The organism is Devosia sp. P2_G7 (genome assembly GCF_056403495.1).
In genome coordinates this window covers 235,233-252,099 of record NZ_JBFUFI010000005.1, presented here as the reverse complement: position 1 = coordinate 252,099, position 16,867 = coordinate 235,233, and the positions used below count along the sequence as shown (strand labels likewise).

Here is a 16,867-nt window from a genome sequence, read left to right as displayed (position 1 = left end):
TTTCCTGAGCACGCTCCGTGTCTACTCCTTGAACAGGGCCAACCCGGCTTCGAGGTGCTGGCTCATGCGGTACTGATAGGCGAAGCGGTTGCGGGTCTCGAGGGCGTCGGCAATGCCGCCGTGCTCGTCGAAACTGACGCCGTGGGTCTTCATCCGGTTGACGCCGCTCTCCATGATTTTCAGCATCACCGGCTTCATGATCCGGTAGATCTCGGTGACCTGCTTGTTGCCGAGGATGCCGACCAGGGTCGAATGGAAGCGGAAATCGTGCTGCGCGGCGGCGTGGATCTGATCTTCCTCGCGCATCGCGTCGTTGATAGTGCGGAGCTCGACGATGTCCTCGGAAGTGGCGCGATCGAACAGCTGGTCAACCGAGCCGACCTCGATCAGCTGGCGGAAGCCTTGCGTGTCGAGGAAGGTCTGGCGGCTGAGTTCCAGCGTGTTGAACGAATAGAGCTCGAACACCGCGTCCATGCGTCGATCGATGATGACAGCGCCGACCTTGGGGCGCACGTCGACCACGCCATAGGCCTTGAGGATGCGCATCGCCTCGCGCACCGTCGTGCGGCTCGAGCTGAACATCTCGCCCAGCTCGCGCTCCGATGGCAGCGGGTCGCCGACCCCGAGGTTGCGGGCGTCGATCAGTGCCTTGATCTGGCCGACCAGGGTCTCGACAGCCGAGTCATAGAGGTGCACGGCGCCGTGCTTTTTGCGCACGCTCCCCTGCTTCAGCCGAACGACATTGCTCCTGGCCGACATGACCGGATTGCCCCGACGCCAAATGTGAATAGTTCCCTCAGTCCTACATTTGTAGGACCAGCGGGACGTTAGTTTCAGTGTTTTTGCCTGTCAATAGCTCTGCAATGGATGCTTGGAGTAGATTGTGACGACAACTGGTATGACAAATACTATTTGGAATTGATCTGCGGGAGACTGCGGAGAGCGGGTACGTGGCGGAAAAACATTGGATACTAACATGTTAGCCGGAGGCGTTGTGGATGACAGCTGGGTGGCTCGCGACGACACGAAATGACGTCACAGCCGGCTGCCGGAGGCTGTGAAAAACACCCCCTGTCGCTGCTATGGTACGGCGGCGATCGAGGGAGTGCCTTCTCGAGAAGGCAGGCCGGTGGTGGGACGCAAGGGGCTAGCCGCCCCCGTTCTTCAACCGGGAGCGTAGGTCAGCGCCACGACGCCGTCGGGCAGCGGCAGCGCTTCGACCAACAGCAGCTTCTTCTGCGCGCCGGGGCCGAATACCAGTTGACCGCCGCCGAGAAGGATCGGGTTGAGGAACAAATGCAGCTCGTCGATCAGGCCGCGCTCGAGGCAGCTGCGGACGAGGATCGGGCTGCCGAAGCTGACGATGTCGCCGCCGGGCTGCTGCTTCAGCGCGTTCAGTTCCATGGGATCGCGCAGTAGCAGCGACTTCTCCCAGTTGGCCTCGGCTTCGGGCAGGGTGGTCGAGACGACGATCTTGGTCGAGCGGGCGAGCCAGTCGGCGTGCTCGCGTTCGCCCGGCGTCGCGTCGGGGTTGCCGGGGACGGTCGGCCAGTAGCCCTGCATCCCCTTGTAGGTCTTGGGACCGAAGACCACGGTATCGGCATTGGTGGTCAGCTGTTTTGCCCGGGCGGCGATCACGTCGTTGTAGGTGACCCAGTAGAAGCCGCCATCAGCATCGGAGGCATAGCCGTCCAGCGATACGTGGAGATGCATCTTGAGCTTGCGCATGGGCGCCCCTCGTCGGTTAAGGTGTGGCTTAACTAACGTGCGGGAGCAGGGAACGTCAATGATTAAGTTACGGCTTAAGTGATGTAGCAGAGGTCGGTGACGGCGACGGGTGGGAGAGGCGCCCAGAAGCACAAAGGGCGTCGGCCTTGCGACCGACGCCCTCGAAACTTCAGTGCGAAGACCTCAGGCCGCGTAGGCCTTGGTCGTCTGCTGCTGTTCGCCCAGGCCGTCGATGCCGAGCTTCATGGTCTGGCCCGGCTTCAGCCAGATCGGCTCCGGCTTCTGGCCCATGCCGACACCCGGCGGGGTGCCGGTGGTGATCACGTCACCCGGCTGCAGGCTCATGAACTGGCTGAGATAGGCAACGACGTGGGCGACGCCGAAGATCATCGTCTTGGTGGAGCCGTCCTGGTAGCGGTGGCCGTCGACGTCGAGCCACATGCCGAGGTTCTGCACGTCCTTGACTTCGTCCTTGGTGACCAGCCACGGGCCGATAGGGCCGAAAGTGTCGGCCGACTTGCCCTTGGTCCACTGGCCGCCGCGCTCGGTCTGGAAGTGGCGCTCGCTCAGGTCGTTCACGACGCAGTAGCCGGCGACGTAGTCCAGCGCGTCCTTCTCTTCGATGTAGCGGGCTTCCTTGCCGATGATGACGCCGAGCTCGACTTCCCAGTCGGGCTTCAGGGTGTTCTTGGGCAGGATCACGTCGTCGTTCGGCCCGATGATGGCGCTGGTCGCCTTCATGAAGATGATCGGCTCGGCCGGGATGGCGGCGCCGGTTTCGGCGGCGTGGTCGGCATAGTTGAGGCCGATGCAGATGAACTTGCCGACGCTGCCGACGCAGGGGCCGATGCGCGAACCCTTGTCGAGCACGGGAAGGCTGCCGTGGTCGGCGGCCTTGATCTTGGCGAGGCCCTCGGCGCCGATGGCGGCGCCGGCGATATCGGAAACCACGGAAGACAGGTCGCGATAGGTGCCGTCGGTGTGCAGGATCGCGGGCTTTTCGGCGCCCTTGGGGCCGACGCGCAGAAGTTTCATGGAGTGCTCCTCAAATTTGGTGCGAAGGGATAGGGCGCTGGTCGCGCTGAGTCGAGGGCGACGATGGTCGAATCCGTTCGGCGGGCTCAGCCGGCCGGAATCTCTAGGGTGAATAGCCGCGGGCGGCCGTTGGCGGGGTGGTCGGAGAGGACCAGCAGCTCGGCGATGGCACTGCCATCAGCGCGTAGCGTGTAGTCGGCAAGCAGCAGTGCCTCGACCTTGTCGCGGCCGATCGGTTCGAGCATGCCGAGCCTCGTCACAGCATCGCGCTTGCGGTTGAACAGGTTGACGGTGAAGCCTTCGGCCGCATCGGAGGACGGGCCGCCGAGAATGAGGAACCGGCCATCCGGGAGCGTAGCGAGATCGCGGATACCGACGCCGCGCCCCAGCGGCACGCGGATGACTTTCGCGGCGAGGTCGGCGCCCGCCGTGAACAATGCGGCGGCACGCACGCTGAGCAGCAGGGCGTCGCCGTTGATGGTCGGGGTACGGAAGCCGAAATAGAGGCGGCGGCGCCAGGCGGCGAGGCCCTCGATGTTGATGCCGTCGCGCTTGTTGGGCGACTTGAGGAAATAGGGCGCGAAGGTCTTTCGCCCGCGCAGCAGCTCGTTGAGGCGGAAACTCAGTTCGGGGTGCCGGCCATCGCGGCCGACCCGGGCGACGAGGTGGGCGGAGCGGCGGTAGTCGGCGCGCTTCTTGCCCTGCGGGGTGAGCCAGTCATGGATGCTGTGGGAGCCGGTGACGTAGTAGTGCGGGCCGAGCCAGACGACGCCTTCGCCGTCGAGGATGTAGCGGTCGGGGCCGGGGTAGCCGTCATCCGGCGCGGCGCCGACGGCCTCGAGCTTGATGCGATCGGCGGGGAGCAGCGGCACCACGGTGCCGGGCTCGAGCGTGGCCGCATCGAGATCGAGCCAGGCGAATTGCGCGAACAGTCCCTCGTTGTCGATGACGAGGCATTTGCGCCGCCGCCGGCCAAGCGGCGTGGCGCTGGCGATGCCGCTGAGATCGGTGGCGACCGTAGTCTCCGCGCTCAGGAAGTCGCCGATCAGGGCGAGCTCCCGGGTGGGGATAAACGGCTGATCACCGTCCCGCGTCATGTGGCTTACTCCGGGCGGACGATGCCCTTCTTCAGCAACACATTGCCGTAGAGGCGGCGCTCGCCGGTCTGGATGACGGCATAGGCGCCGTGGACACGCTCGTAGAAGGCGAAGCGCTCGAGGAGACTCAGCTTCATCTCCGGCTCGTGCTTCCTGATCAGCTTGTCGAAATCCTTGTGGGTCTGCTCGCGCTTCTTGGCGTCGCCGACCACTTCCATGCCGAAGGCCTGTTCGTCGACGAAGGTATCGAGCGGCATCACCGAGAGCACCGCATCGAGCACGTCGTTGGCGCTGATGCCATCGAGGCGTACCAGTTGCGGGCCTGCACTGTCGCCGGGGTAGTTGGCGTCGACGATAGCGATCTCATCACCGTGGCCCATGGCGCGCAGGATGTAGAGCAGGTCGGGGCCGAGGATCGGCGAAATGCCCTTGAGCATGGTGGTTCCTTTTGTTTGTTGCCGTTCAGCCGAACGGGAAGGCGGAGTAGGCGGGGTCGTCGCGGAGCATTTCGCCGTCGGCGAACAGCTCGGCGTGATCGGCGGCGAAGGCGATGAGTTCGGCCATCACCGAGTCGATGTGGGCGCGCATGGCGGCGGAGGCGATCATCGTGTCGCTGGCGATGATGCCGTCGAGGATCTTCTGGTGCTCGTTGAGCGTGGTGCTCAGCCGCCGCGGGGTGAGGATCAGGCGGCGGGCGCGGTCGAGATTGGCGCGCGTGTTCTCGATGACGCCCTTCACCTTGGTGAAGCGCATGTCGCCGAAGATGATGTCGTGGAACTCGAGATCGCGCTCGTGGAAGCCGTTCTGGTCGTCGATCTCCACCGCGGCGCGCTGGTAGCTCATGTTGCGCTGCAGCGTGTCGATCAGCTCCGGGCTGTGGTTGCCGGTGACGACGCGGACCGCTTCGGCCTCGAGCGCTTTGCGGATCAGCATGTATTCGAGCACGTCGGCGATGCGGACCAGTGACACGGTGCTGCCGCGTTGCGGCAGGATGTCGACCAGACCCTCGGCCTGCAACCGGGCCAGCGCCTCGGAGACGGGGAAGCGCGAGACGCCCAGCCGCTCGCAGATGGCACCCTTGTCGATCACTTCGCCGGGCTTCAGGTCCAGCTGGACGATGGCCTGGCGCAGCGTGTCGGTGACGAACACGGTGACGTTGCCGCGTGTCGGTGTCGCGGGCGTAGACAGAAATGAGTAGGGACTTGCGTCAGTCTTCATGCTAACATGTTAGTTGGACTGCCGGAGCATTTCAATTGCACCTGCTTGTCGCCCGACAGGTTTTCCGCCGCAAGCGGGCAGCGTCGGGCGTACAGCAGTTTCGACAGTTCCCGCCCGTATCCAGGATCAGAAGAGCCGCTCCCGATGTCCGATGTCATGTCCCGCCCCGCCGCCGCCAAGACGCTGCTGCTCAACGCCCAAGACAATGTCGCGGTGGCGCTGAGCAATCTCGATGTCGGCACCGATACGCCACAGGGCGTGCGCACCACCAAGCGCGTGCCCAAGGGGCACAAGTTCACCGTGCGGCAGGTTGCAGCGGGCGAGCCGATCGTCAAGTTCGGGCAGATCATCGGCTTTGCCAAGGACGCGATCCCGCCGGGCGAGTGGGTGCACGAGCACAATGTGACGATCGGCGAGGAGCACGGCGCGTTCCAGCGCGACTACGCGTTCGGCGAGGGCATCGTGCCGGTGGATTTCGTGCCGGAGGCGCAGCGGGCGACGTTCCAGGGCTTCCGCCGCTCCAATGGCACGGTGGGGACGCGCAACTATATCGGCATCCTGACCTCGGTGAACTGCTCGACCACGGTCGCCGGGTTTATCGCGCGAGAGGTCGAGCGCTCGGGCATTCTCGAGCAGTATCCCAATGTCGACGGCATCGTGGCGCTGAAGCAGGCCAATGGCTGCGTCATCGACTATCGAGGGGTGATCTTCGATATCCTCAAGAAGACCACGTGGGGCTATGCCACCAACCCGAACATGGGTGGGGTGATCATGGTGGGGCTCGGCTGCGAGGGCTTCCAGATCCCGCGGCTCAAGGAAGCCTATGGGGTCACCGAGAATGAAACGTTCCGTACCATGACCATCCAGGAAGTGGGCGGCACGCGGAAGACGGTGGAAGCCGGCGTCGAAGCGGTGAAGGCCATGCTGCCGATCGTCAACAAGGCGAAGCGCGAGACGGTGCCGGCGTCGGAACTGATGCTGGCGCTGCAATGCGGCGGCTCGGACGGCTATTCGGGCATCACTGCCAACCCGGCGCTGGGCGTCGCGGCGGACATCCTGGTGCGGCACGGCGGCACGGCGATTCTCTCCGAGACGCCGGAGGTTTACGGCGCGGAGCACCTCCTCACCCGGCGTGCGAAGAACCGCGAGGTCGGCGAGAAGCTCATCGATATCATCCACTGGTGGGAAGATTACGCCGAACGCAACAACATGGAGATGAACAACAATCCGTCTCCGGGCAACAAACTTGGCGGACTTACCACTATTCTGGAGAAATCTCTGGGTGCAACTGCAAAAGGCGGTACAACTCCGCTCAATGCAGTGTATCACTATGCCGATCCGGTGACCGAAAAGGGGTTCGTGTTCATGGATACGCCCGGATACGATCCGGTTTCGGCGACGGGACAGGTTGCTGGTGGTGCAAATATACTATGCTTCACCACCGGCCGCGGCTCGGCCTATGGCTGCAAGCCGACGCCGTCGATCAAGATCGCCACCAACTCGGACATCTATCACAAGATGATCGATGACATGGACATCAACGGCGGCGAAGTGGTCGAGGGCGGCTCCCTGGAAGAAAAGGGGCAGGAGATCTTCGACAAGATCCTCGCGGTCGCTTCGGGCGAGAAGAGCAAATCGGAACTCCTGGGGTATGGCGACAACGAGTTCGTCCCCTGGCAGATTGGGGCGACGTTCTGATGCGGCGCGCCGTCCATGTGGTGATCACTGGACGGGTGCAGGGAGTGGGCTTTCGCGCTTTTGTCGAGCGCGAGGCCGAGGTGCTGAAGCTGGATGGCTGGGTCCGCAACCGGCGCGACGGCACGGTCGAGGCGGTGTTCGCCGGCAATGAAGGTGAAATCCAGCACATCCTGATGGAACTCAACGCCGGCCCGCCTGCCGCGGCGGTGACCGATGTGCGGACGGGCCCTTACGAGGGGCCCATACCGGATGGGTTCAGTTCGCTGCCGACGGCGTAACGGCCGGGTGGGGTCGCGGCTTACTCGCCGACCGACCGAATGACCCGCGCAGGATTTCCGCCGACCAGGGTGTTCGGAGGAACGTCCCTGGTGACGACCGAACCCGCAGCGACTACCGAGTTCTCACCTACCGTCACCCCGCCGATGATGGTTGCTCCGGCCGCGATCCAGACGTTGCGCTCGATCACGATCGGCTTGGCGATCACGGCGGCACGGCGTTGGGAGGGCTCGATGGGATGGCCCGAGGTGATGAGGCTGACATTGGGCCCGATCATGACGTCGTCGCCAATGTCGATGCCGCCCAAGTCGTACATGGTGCAGTTCTGGTTGATGAAGACGTTGCGCCCGACCCGGGTGTTGTCGCCGCCGGTGGCGTAGAACGGCGGGATCAGCGAGAAGCTGTCGTCCACCTGGTGGCCGATCAGCTCGCTGAACAGGGCCCGGATCGCGTCTGCATCGTCGTAGGCCAGGCGGTTGATGGCCGGGGTGATCGCCATCGCCCGCTTGACGCTGGCGACCATCGCCGCTGATTCCGGCGTCCGCCTCGGAATGATCTTGGTGCGATCGTCGATGGCCATCCGTTTTCCCCGGGGGTGCGGTGAGGTTTGCGCGAGGGCGGGCGCCGAGATTTGCTGAGTCGAGGCACAGGGTGGAAGGGTCTGAATCTGCCCGATCCCGAGATTCAGCCAGAGACACGAAGCGCGGCTGGATTTGACTTTGCGACAAGACCGCCTACATACGACCCATGTCTTGCTTTGCGACCATCATTGTTATGGCACCGCACCGGGAAACCCCGGTCGCAGGCATTTAGCCCCATGATCCGCGCCTAGGCGCCGCCGGGTCTGGGGCATCCCGAGACCCACACGGACATTTCCGTTCGGGCTCGCCAACAAGGCGCCAATCCAAAGACACCAGCGTGAACCGTCGCGGCAGAGACTGCAGACGTTCGCGCATCGAAAGGAATACCCAAGATGCAATCCTTGCGTCGCTACGACCTACAACCGCGCATCGTCCTCAGCGAGGATGACCACCGCAAACTTATCGCCCTGGCGCTCGCCGGCAGCGGACACGGCTCCGATGCCGCCGACGACCTGCTCTATGAGATCGAACGGGCCCGCGTCGTCCCCACCCCCAAGCTCGGCTCGAGCGTGGTGCGGATGGGCTCGACCGTGACCTATCGGCCCGACAATGGCTCCGAGCGGACCGTGCAGCTGGTCTATCCGGCCGACGCCGACATCGCCCAGGGCAAGATTTCCGTGCTGACGCCGGTCGGCACTGCGCTGATCGGGCTCGATATCGGGCAGTCGATCACCTGGGAGGCGCGGGACGGCAACAAGCATGTGCTGACCGTGCTGGCGGTCGAACAACAGGCGTGATTCGTGAGCGGGGGTTGGCTCGTCGCCTCCGTGGCACTTAATTCGCTTGAAACATCAGATGGTTGGACTGTCACAATTGTGCGGCCCAACCGTCATGGCGCTAGCATCAGTCATGGTTAATGAAGTGTTGCGGCCGAACTGGCCGCCCCGCACTTCGGAGGCTCCCATGGCCCAGCAACGTGCCCACCAGCCCATCGCGATGACCGGTATGCGCTCGACCACCGGTCAGGCCCTGGCGATCCGCTACGACCTGCAATCGAACACCATCGCCTTTGTCGAGGACGACTGGTTCGCCGACGCCGTGCGCACGACCAGCGTGCCGCCCCGCGCCGTGGTGCGCCAGCGGCTCGGTAACACAGTCGTCCGGCTGGTGCCGCGGCGGCGGTGATCGCCTTCCCCCCTTGTGGGAGAAGGATCGCTCGTCGCTTCGCTCCGATCGGGCAACACCAACGTGTTGCGGACCCCTCATCCGGCGCTACGCGCACCTTCTCCCACAAGGGGAGAAGGCAGGCCGGTGGGTGTGGCAGCTAGGGCCGCGTTGCGCCGTTCACTGCCAGGTAGATGCTGTGCAGGCTCTGCGTGGCGCAGATGAACAGGCGGTTGCGGCGGGGGCCGCCGAATTCGACGTTGGCGACGCCGTCCGGCGTCAGGAGCTTGCCGAGCAGCACGCCCGATGAGTTGAAGCAGTGGACGCTGTCGCCGGCGGAGGTCCAGACATTGCCGCGGTCGTCGAGGCGGAAGCCGTCGGGCAGGCCGGTGTCGGTGACGCAGAAGACGCGCGAGTTGCTGACGGTGTTGTCGGCGTTGACGTCGAAGACGCGGATGTGGCGGGGTAGGTCGGCGCCGTGGCTATAGGCGCTGTCGGCGACGTAGAGGAGCTTCTCGTCGGGCGAGAAGGCGATGCCGTTGGGGCGGATGAAATCGTCGATGGCGACCTTCAGCTCCCCGGTCGCGGGGTCGAGGCAGAAGACGTAGCAGCCGTCCTGCTCGAACTCGCCCTTGTAGCCCTCGTAGTCCGAGAGGATGCCGTAGCCCGGGTCGGTGAACCAGATGGTGCCGTCGGACTTCACCACCACGTCGTTGGGGGCGTTGAGCTTCTTGCCGCGATAGCTGTCGGCTAGGACGGTGATGGTGCCGTCAAGCTCGGTGCGCACCACGTTGCGGCCGCCGTGCGAGCAGGAGACCAGGCGGCCTTCGCGGTCTCGGGTATTGCCGTTGATGTAGTTGGAGTTGTGGCGGAACACCGAGGCGCCGCCATCTGGGGTCCAGCGCATCAGGCGGTTGTTGGGGATGTCGGACCAGACCAGTTGGTTGGCATCGCCGAACCAGCACGGGCCTTCGGCCCAGCGGCAATCGGAATAGAGCGTTTCGAGCTTGGCGCTGCCCTGGATCAGGTGCCCGAATTCCTTCTCGTGATGCTGATAGATGCCGGCCATTTGGTCCCCCTCGCTTAACTTCGCGGCGCATCCAATCGGAAGTTTTGGAGCCCGGCAAGGCTACTTGCGTTCATTGCAGGCGAGGCGCAGAGCTTTCCGCCTCAAGGAGAATTCCGATGCCCATCACTGACGCGCTCAACACCCGCCTCAAGGACACATCGCTGCTCCGCGCGGCCGCCTTCATCGGCGGACGCTGGCTCGAGACGGCTGAAAACGCCACGACATTCGAGGTGACCAATCCATCGACCGGCGAAGTGCTGGCGGTGCTGCCAAACTGTGGCGTGGCCGAGGCCAAGCTGGCGATCCACGCTGCAGATGGAGCGCAGGTGGCCTGGGCGAAGAAGACCGGCAAGGCGCGCGCTGCGGTGCTGCGGAAGCTGCACGATTTGATGGTCGAGAATGCCGATGATCTCGCGGCGGTCATGACCGCGGAGCAGGGCAAGCCCGTACCGGAAGCGAAGGGCGAGGTGCTGTATGGCGCGGCCTATGTCGAGTGGTTCGGCGAGGAGGCGAAGCGGGTCTACGGCGACACCATTCCTGGGCACCAGGAAGACAAGCGGATCATCGTGATCAAGCAGCCGGTGGGGGTCGTCGCGACGATCACGCCGTGGAACTTCCCCAACGCCATGCTGGCGCGGAAGGTGGCGCCGGCGCTGGCGGCGGGGTGCGCCGTTGTATCGAAGCCGGCGGCGGAAACGCCACTATCGGCGATCGCGATGGCGGTGCTGGCGGAGCGGGCCGGGTTGCCGGCGGGGCTGTTCAACCTGTTGCCGTCGACGCATTCGTCGGATCTCGGCAAGGAGTTCTGCTCCAACGAGGTGGTGAAGAAACTGAGCTTTACCGGCTCGACCGAGGTCGGCCGCATCCTGATGCGGCAGGGGGCGGACCAGATCAAGCGGCTGAGTCTCGAGCTTGGCGGCAATGCGCCGTTCATCGTGTTCGATGACGCCGATCTCGATGCGGCGGTCGATGGGGCGATGATCTCGAAATACCGCAATAATGGGCAGACCTGCGTCTGCGCCAACCGCATCTACGTGCAGGCGGATGTCTACGACGCGTTCGCGGCGAAGCTCACCGCGGCGGTGGAGAAGCTGCGGGTCGGCGACGGCTTTGGCGTGGGGATCACCACCGGGCCGCTGATCGACGAGAAGGCGGTGGAGAAGGTGGAGCGGCACCTGACCGACGCGCTGCGCAAGGGCGGCCGCGTGCTGACCGGCGGCAAGCGCAAGGAGGGCCTGTTCTTCGAGCCGACGGTGCTGGCCGGCGCAACGGCCGAGATGGTGCTGGCGCGCGAGGAGACATTCGGGCCGCTGGCGCCGCTGTTCAAGTTCGAGACGGTCGAGGAGGTGATCCGGCTGGCGAACGCGACGGAGTTCGGGCTCGCGTCATACTTCTATGCGCGCGACCTGAGCCGGGTGTTCGAGGTCGCCGAGGCGCTCGACTACGGGATGGTGGGGATCAATACGGGGCTGATCTCCACCGAGGTTGCGCCGTTCGGCGGGGTGAAGCAGTCCGGGCACGGGCGCGAGGGGAGCAAGTACGGGATCGAGGACTATCTCGATATCAAGTATCTGTGCTTGAGCGTTTGAGGTCGATGGGCTGGTGGCTGTTGACCCCCACCGGCCTCAGAGCCTGATCAACCCCGCCGCCGTCGGCTGGAACCCGCACGCTGCGTAGAACGCCTCCAAGTGCGGCTCGCAGTCTACATGCAGCCAGTGTGCGCCCCGCTCACGCGCCGCCTCGGCCACTTGCCGCACCAGTTCTTTGGCGATCCCCCGCCGCTGGAACTCCGGGTCGACCGTGGTATCGAGCAGGAAAGCATGCACCCCGCCATCCCAGGCGACGTTGACGTAGCCGACCATGCGGGTGCCGGAATAGGCGCAGGCATGAGTGAGGCTGCGGGTGAGGATGAAGGCGAGGTCGCCGCTCCAGCCATCGCCCCAGGCAGCGCGCCACAGCGGGGCCAGTTCCTCTTCGCTCGGGAACGGGTCGAGCCGGTAGGCGATGTCAGTGTCCGGCATGCGGCGTGCTTCCGGCGAGGCCTTCGATGATCGGGCAATCGGGCCGGTGATCGCCGTCGCAGGCGTCGGCGAGGGCGGCGAGGGTGTGGCGCATCTCGCCGAGCAGTTTGATCTTCTGGTCGAGTTCAGCGATGTGGCTCTGGGTCAGGGCCTTCACGTCGGCGCTCGACCGCTGGGTATCGCCCCAGAGGCGCAACAGGTCGCGGATCTCGTCCATCGAGAAGCCGAGGTCGCGGGCGCGGCGGATGAAGCCGAGGCGGTGGATGTCATGGTGGCCGTAGTCGCGATAGTTGGAGGAACGACGGTCCGCGCCGGGGATTAGTCCAATGGACTCGTAGTGACGGATCATCTTGGCGGATACGCCGGTCAGCCGGGAGGCCTCGCCGATCTGCATGGGAACACCTATCTGAACAATGTGCTTGACCTTACCATGATGGGAAGGTGCAGAACAGACCCTATGACGATAGGAGTCGCGTATGGATACCCACGCTGAACATAACCATTCACATGCCGGGGCAGGGGGCGCGGTGACCCGCGACCCGGTTTGCGGCATGACCGTCGACATGGCGAAGACGCCGCACCGCACCGTGCATGAGGGCCGGGAGATCGGCTTCTGCAGCGGCGGCTGCAAGGCGAAGTTCGAGGCGGAACCGACGAAGTATCTCACGGCGACCGATCCGGTCTGCGGCATGCAGGTGGATCGGGCGACGGCGAAGCACATGCTGAAGCACGAGGGCACGCGCTACTATTTCTGCAGCGCCGGTTGCCTCAGGAGTTTTGAAGCCGACCCGCAGAAATACCTCGAGGCGCCGGAAGCCGACTCGTGCGGCTGCGGCCACGAGCATGGCCACGATCATGCCGCGCCAGCAAAGGAGGGCGGGCACGACCACTCGGGCCACGATCACAGTCACCATGGCCCCTCGCACGACGCCCCGCCGGTCGATCCGTCGACCGTCGCTGAGGGCACCAAGTGGACGTGCCCGATGCACCCGGAGATCGTCAGGGATGGGCCGGGGGATTGTCCGATCTGCGGCATGGCGCTGGAGCCGATGGTGGCTTCGCTCGATGATGGGCCGAACCCGGAGTTGGTGGATTTCACCCGCCGGCTGTGGGTGAGTGCTGGGCTGTCGATCCCGATCCTCATCATCGCCATGGGCGGCATGATCGGGCTGCCGGTGCGCGAGTGGCTCGGCGAGCCGCTGGCGACCTGGATCGAGATGGCGCTGGCGACGCCGGTGGTGCTGTGGGCGGCCTGGCCGTTCTTCCGCCGCTTCTGGAATTCGCTCGTCAATCGTTCGCCCAACATGTGGACGCTGATCGGGCTCGGGGTCGGTGCGGCCTACCTGTTCTCGGTGGTCGCGGTGCTGTTCCCGCAGCTCTTCCCGATGAGCATGACGCACATGAACGGCGTGCCGCCGGTGTATTTCGAGGCGGCTGCGGTGATCGTGGCGCTGGTGTTCGTCGGCCAGGTGCTCGAACTGCGCGCCCGCGACGCCACCGGCAAGGCGATCCGCGCGCTGCTCAACCTTGCGCCGAAGACGGCGCGCAAGGTGTGGCAGGGCAAGGACATCGAGGTGCCGGTCGAAGAGGTGCGGGCCGGCGACTGGCTGCGGGTGCGGCCGGGCGAGGCGGTGCCGGTCGATGGCGCGGTGCTCGAAGGGCAGTCGTTCGTCGATGAATCGATGCTGACCGGTGAGCCGGTGCCGGTTGAGAAGGTGAAGGGCGAGCCGGTGACCGGCGGGACGCTCAATGGCGAAGGCAGCTTCGTGATGCAGGCGCTGCGCGTCGGCTCGGAGACGCGGCTCAGCCAGATCGTCGAGCTGGTCGGCAAGGCGCAGCGCAGCCGCGCGCCGATCCAGGCGCTGGCCGACCGGGTGGCGAACTGGTTCGTGCCACTGGTGGTGGTGATCGCCATCGCCGCGTTTGCCGCCTGGATGATCTGGGGCCCCGGCCTCGCCGAGGCGATCGTTGCGGCGATCTCGGTGCTGATCATCGCCTGTCCCTGTGCGCTCGGGCTGGCGACGCCGATCTCGATCATGGTGGCGACCGGGCGCGGTGCGCATGCCGGCGTGCTGGTGAAGGACGCCAAGGCGCTCGAAGGCTTCGCTCGCGTCGATACGCTGATCGTCGACAAGACCGGCACGCTCACCGAGGGCAAGCCGACGCTCGATCAGGTGATCCCGGTGAAGGGCGTCGACGAAGGTTTTGTGCTCGCCGTCGCTGCGGCGCTGGAGAAGCACTCGGAGCATCCGATCGGCACCGCCGTGGTGAAGGGCGCCGAGGAGCGCGGAGCGCGGGTCTATGAGGCCGAAGGCTTCACCTCGCTCACCGGGCGCGGCATCAAGGGCAATGTCGGCGGCAAGCCGGCGCTGCTCGGCAATGCAAAGCTGTTCAAGGAGCAGGGGATCGCCGTCGACGAGAAGCTCGTGGCACTGCTCGAGCAGCAGGCGGCGTCGGGCAAGACGGCCATCCTCGTTGCGCATGATGGGGCGGCGATCGGCGTGGTCACGGTGTCGGACCCGATCAAGGCCGGTGCGAAGGAAGCGATCGCGGCGTTGCGCGCCGATGGCGTAGCCGTGGTGATGGCGACCGGCGACGCCAGGGGCACCGCCGAAGCGGTCGGGCGTGAGCTCGGCCTCAGCGAGGTGCAGGCGGGCATGGCGCCCGAGGACAAGCACACGCTGATCGAAGACCTGAAGGCCAAGGGCAAGTCGGTGGCGTTCGCTGGCGACGGGGTCAACGATGCACCGGCGCTGGCCGCGGCGGATGTCGGGGTGGCGATGGGCACCGGTGCGGATGTCGCAATCGAGAGCGCCGGCATCACGCTGCTGAAGGGCGAGCTTGCGGGGATCGTCAAGGCGCGGAAGCTGTCGAAGGCGACGCTCAGCAATATCAAGCTGAACCTGCTGTTCGCGTTTGGCTACAACGCGCTCGGGATCCCGATCGCTGCGGGCGTGCTCTATCCGCTGACCGGCTGGCTGCTGTCGCCGATGATCGCCGCGGCGGCAATGGCGCTGAGCTCGGTGAGCGTCATCGCCAATGCGCTGCGGCTGAACACGGTGAAGCTGTAGGGCTTCACATCGGCGCGGCAACACTCAAAGAAGAATCGTAGCGAAAAGTTGAGCGCGTGTGGGTGGTCTTGTCATCGTCAGTGGTCGACGAGCTAACCGCGATGACCGGGAGGTTGGTCTCCGGATCGACATACAGCGTCGAGCCAGTCGCTATGCCTGTGTGGACGGAGCCATACTTGAAGGCAAGGTAGTCCTTGCCTTCAAAGTCTTGGATGCCGAGGCATTTTGGCGCGTCAGTCTGGTAGATCATTCCTACGGCGCCACCGATTGCGGATGTCATCTGCGTGGCGACTTCGTCAGCCATCGGCCTCCAGTTGCTGCCCATCTTCATCCACGCCTTGCCATCGATAACAGTCAGCTCTGTTGTGGTGCCACGATCCGTTTTTACGACGTGCAGCGCGAGTGGAGGGACGTATTCGGCCCTTATCGCCAACTGGTCGGCAGTCATTTCCATCACGTATGGCCCAGCTGCTAGCGCGCCTCTCAGCACGGCCTCGAATTCGGTGACACAATCAGCATGGGCAGGCGTAGCAAAGGCGATCGCAGCGGCGGGAATAAGAATCGAGCGCATGTGGCCTCCGGATCCAGTGGCACGAGGTTGCCGGTTGGCCTGACGCTATGATGGATGCGATGCCGGTGCCAGTCTTCCGCCAACGTCTCATTGACCACTGACATGTCAGAGAACTAGAAAGCGCCAACGTTGCTCCGGGGCGCACATGGCCAATCTCGACAAGTATCTCACCATCGAAGACCTGATGAAGGCCGCGAAGCGTCGCGTGCCCAAGATGTTCTTCGATTATGCGGATTCCGGTTCGTGGACCGAGAGCACCTATCGCGAGAACAGCTCGGACTTCGAGAAGATCAAGTTGCGCCAGCGCGTCGCGGTCAATCTCGAGAACCGGAACCTGGCGACCACGATGATGGGCCAGCCGGTTTCGATGCCGGTGGCGATCGCGCCGGTCGGTTCGACCGGCATGCAGTCGGCGGACGGCGAGATCAAGGCGGCGCGGGCGGCTGAGAAGTTCGGCATTCCGTTCACGCTCTCGACCATGGCGATCTGCTCGATCGAGGACGTGGCCGAGAACACCACCAAGCCGTTCTGGTTCCAGCTCTACGTGATGCGCGACAAGGCCTTCATCGAGCGGCTGATCGATCGCGCCAAGGCGGCGAAGTGCCCGGTGCTGGTGCTGACGATGGACCTGCAGATCCTCGGACAGCGCCACAAGGACATCCGGAACGGATTGAAGGCGCCGCCGCCGATCACGCCGAAATTCCTGTTCGAGATCGCCACCAAGCCCGCCTGGGCCTTGGGCATGCTCGGCACCAACCGCCGCACCTTCCGCAATATCGCCGGCCATGTGACGGAGGCGGTAAACCTCGCCTCGCTGTCGACCTGGACCGCGACCCAGTTCGACCTGACGCTGAACTGGAAGGACATCGGCTGGATCAAGAAGCGCTTTGGCGGCCCGGTGATCGTCAAGGGAATCCTCGATGCCGAGGATGCGCGGCTCGCGGTGGAGAATGGCGCCGACGGCATCATCGTCTCCAATCACGGTGGCCGGCAGCTCGATGGCGCCCCCTCGTCGATCCGGGTGCTGCCCGAGATTGTCGATGCGGTGGGCGACAAGACCGAGGTGCTGATGGACTCGGGCATCCGCTCGGGCCAGGACGTGCTGAAGGCGCTGGCGCTCGGCGCCAAGGGCACCTTCGTCGGCCGCGCCATGGCGTTCGGGCTTGGTGCAGGCGGCGAGGCGGGTGTCACCCGGGCGCTGCAGATCATCAACAAGGAGATGGACGTCACGATGGCCCTGATGGGCGAGCGCGACGTCAAGAATGTCGGGCTCCACAACATCTACTCGAACGACCTGCTGAAGCGGCAGGGTTACTGACCGGCGCGAACGCCGGCAGC

At 64.8% G+C, this 16,867-nt stretch carries 18 protein-coding genes; 7 read left to right on the top strand and 11 right to left on the bottom strand.

The annotated features are described in order from the left end of the window. Positions 1-21: 21 nt before the first annotated feature. The 6 genes from AC1DWU_RS10815 to AC1DWU_RS10790 all read right to left on the bottom strand — a co-directional run bounded on the left by AC1DWU_RS10815 (position 22) and on the right by AC1DWU_RS10790 (position 5,078). Positions 22-759, bottom strand: coding sequence for a FadR/GntR family transcriptional regulator (locus tag AC1DWU_RS10815; RefSeq protein ID WP_477149978.1), 738 nt, complete (start codon positions 757-759; stop codon positions 22-24). Between the two features lie 405 nt (positions 760-1,164). Beyond that, complete coding sequence (locus AC1DWU_RS10810; protein WP_477149977.1) at positions 1,165-1,728, bottom strand: dihydrofolate reductase family protein; 564 nt, start codon at positions 1,726-1,728, stop codon at positions 1,165-1,167. 183 nt (positions 1,729-1,911) lie between these two features. Next, positions 1,912-2,763 (bottom strand): fumarylacetoacetate hydrolase family protein, encoded by an 852-nt coding sequence (locus AC1DWU_RS10805; RefSeq protein ID WP_477149976.1) that lies wholly within the window; start codon positions 2,761-2,763, stop codon positions 1,912-1,914. An 86-nt stretch (positions 2,764-2,849) separates the two neighbouring features. After that, complete coding sequence (locus AC1DWU_RS10800; RefSeq protein WP_477149975.1) at positions 2,850-3,860, bottom strand: DUF3616 domain-containing protein; 1,011 nt, start codon at positions 3,858-3,860, stop codon at positions 2,850-2,852. 5 nt (positions 3,861-3,865) lie between these two features. After that, positions 3,866-4,297 (bottom strand): RbsD/FucU family protein, encoded by a 432-nt coding sequence (locus AC1DWU_RS10795; RefSeq protein ID WP_477149974.1) that lies wholly within the window; start codon positions 4,295-4,297, stop codon positions 3,866-3,868. A 25-nt stretch (positions 4,298-4,322) separates the two neighbouring features. Beyond that, positions 4,323-5,078, bottom strand: a complete 756-nt coding sequence (locus AC1DWU_RS10790; RefSeq protein ID WP_477149973.1) for a GntR family transcriptional regulator — start codon at positions 5,076-5,078, stop codon at positions 4,323-4,325. Between the two features lie 144 nt (positions 5,079-5,222). Here AC1DWU_RS10790 and AC1DWU_RS10785 point away from each other — a divergent pair, with 144 nt between their 5' ends. Both AC1DWU_RS10785 and AC1DWU_RS10780 read left to right on the top strand, forming a co-directional pair. Continuing rightward, positions 5,223-6,776 (top strand): UxaA family hydrolase, encoded by a 1,554-nt coding sequence (locus AC1DWU_RS10785; protein ID WP_477149972.1) that lies wholly within the window; start codon positions 5,223-5,225, stop codon positions 6,774-6,776. Beyond that, positions 6,776-7,054, top strand: a complete 279-nt coding sequence (locus AC1DWU_RS10780) for an acylphosphatase (RefSeq protein ID WP_477149971.1) — start codon at positions 6,776-6,778, stop codon at positions 7,052-7,054. Before AC1DWU_RS10785 ends, AC1DWU_RS10780 begins: the two co-directional genes overlap by 1 nt. A 20-nt stretch (positions 7,055-7,074) precedes the next feature. Here AC1DWU_RS10780 and AC1DWU_RS10775 read toward each other — a convergent pair whose 3' ends face one another. Then, entirely contained in the window at positions 7,075-7,632 is a 558-nt protein-coding gene (locus AC1DWU_RS10775; protein ID WP_477149970.1) for a sugar O-acetyltransferase, read from the bottom strand. Between the two features lie 393 nt (positions 7,633-8,025). Here AC1DWU_RS10775 and rnk point away from each other — a divergent pair, with 393 nt between their 5' ends. Both rnk and AC1DWU_RS10765 read left to right on the top strand, forming a co-directional pair. Further along, positions 8,026-8,430: a nucleoside diphosphate kinase regulator gene (gene rnk / locus AC1DWU_RS10770; RefSeq protein ID WP_477149969.1), complete on the top strand. Its 405-nt coding sequence runs from the start codon at positions 8,026-8,028 to the stop codon at positions 8,428-8,430. A gap of 166 nt (positions 8,431-8,596) precedes the next feature. Then, positions 8,597-8,818 (top strand): hypothetical protein, encoded by a 222-nt coding sequence (locus AC1DWU_RS10765; protein ID WP_477149968.1) that lies wholly within the window; start codon positions 8,597-8,599, stop codon positions 8,816-8,818. 139 nt (positions 8,819-8,957) lie between these two features. Here the strand turns inward: AC1DWU_RS10765 and AC1DWU_RS10760 are convergent, their stop codons facing one another. Further along, on the bottom strand, positions 8,958-9,866 hold the full coding sequence (locus AC1DWU_RS10760; RefSeq protein WP_477149967.1) for an SMP-30/gluconolactonase/LRE family protein: 909 nt from the start codon (positions 9,864-9,866) through the stop codon (positions 8,958-8,960). Positions 9,867-9,982: 116 nt separating this feature from the next. Between AC1DWU_RS10760 and AC1DWU_RS10755 the strand changes: the two genes are divergently transcribed. After that, complete coding sequence (locus AC1DWU_RS10755) at positions 9,983-11,455, top strand: NAD-dependent succinate-semialdehyde dehydrogenase (RefSeq protein WP_477149966.1); 1,473 nt, start codon at positions 9,983-9,985, stop codon at positions 11,453-11,455. A 36-nt stretch (positions 11,456-11,491) separates the two neighbouring features. Here the strand turns inward: AC1DWU_RS10755 and AC1DWU_RS10750 are convergent, their stop codons facing one another. Both AC1DWU_RS10750 and cueR read right to left on the bottom strand, forming a co-directional pair. Further along, the gene (locus tag AC1DWU_RS10750; RefSeq protein WP_477149965.1) at positions 11,492-11,887 is read right to left on the bottom strand and encodes a GNAT family N-acetyltransferase; all 396 of its coding nucleotides are present in this window, start codon (positions 11,885-11,887) and stop codon (positions 11,492-11,494) included. Then, positions 11,874-12,281, bottom strand: a complete 408-nt coding sequence (cueR, locus tag AC1DWU_RS10745) for a Cu(I)-responsive transcriptional regulator (protein ID WP_477149964.1) — start codon at positions 12,279-12,281, stop codon at positions 11,874-11,876. The genes AC1DWU_RS10750 and cueR overlap by 14 nt, the downstream gene beginning before the upstream one ends. Before the next feature lie 82 nt (positions 12,282-12,363). Between cueR and AC1DWU_RS10740 the strand changes: the two genes are divergently transcribed. Further along, a complete protein-coding gene (locus AC1DWU_RS10740; RefSeq protein ID WP_477149963.1) occupies positions 12,364-14,958 on the top strand; it encodes a heavy metal translocating P-type ATPase in 2,595 nt (864 codons plus the stop codon). A gap of 4 nt (positions 14,959-14,962) precedes the next feature. Here the strand turns inward: AC1DWU_RS10740 and AC1DWU_RS10735 are convergent, their stop codons facing one another. Further along, the gene (locus AC1DWU_RS10735) at positions 14,963-15,529 is read right to left on the bottom strand and encodes a hypothetical protein (protein ID WP_477149962.1); all 567 of its coding nucleotides are present in this window, start codon (positions 15,527-15,529) and stop codon (positions 14,963-14,965) included. Between the two features lie 145 nt (positions 15,530-15,674). Between AC1DWU_RS10735 and AC1DWU_RS10730 the strand changes: the two genes are divergently transcribed. Continuing rightward, entirely contained in the window at positions 15,675-16,847 is a 1,173-nt protein-coding gene (locus tag AC1DWU_RS10730; protein ID WP_477149961.1) for an alpha-hydroxy acid oxidase, read from the top strand. Positions 16,848-16,867: the final 20 nt, after the last annotated feature.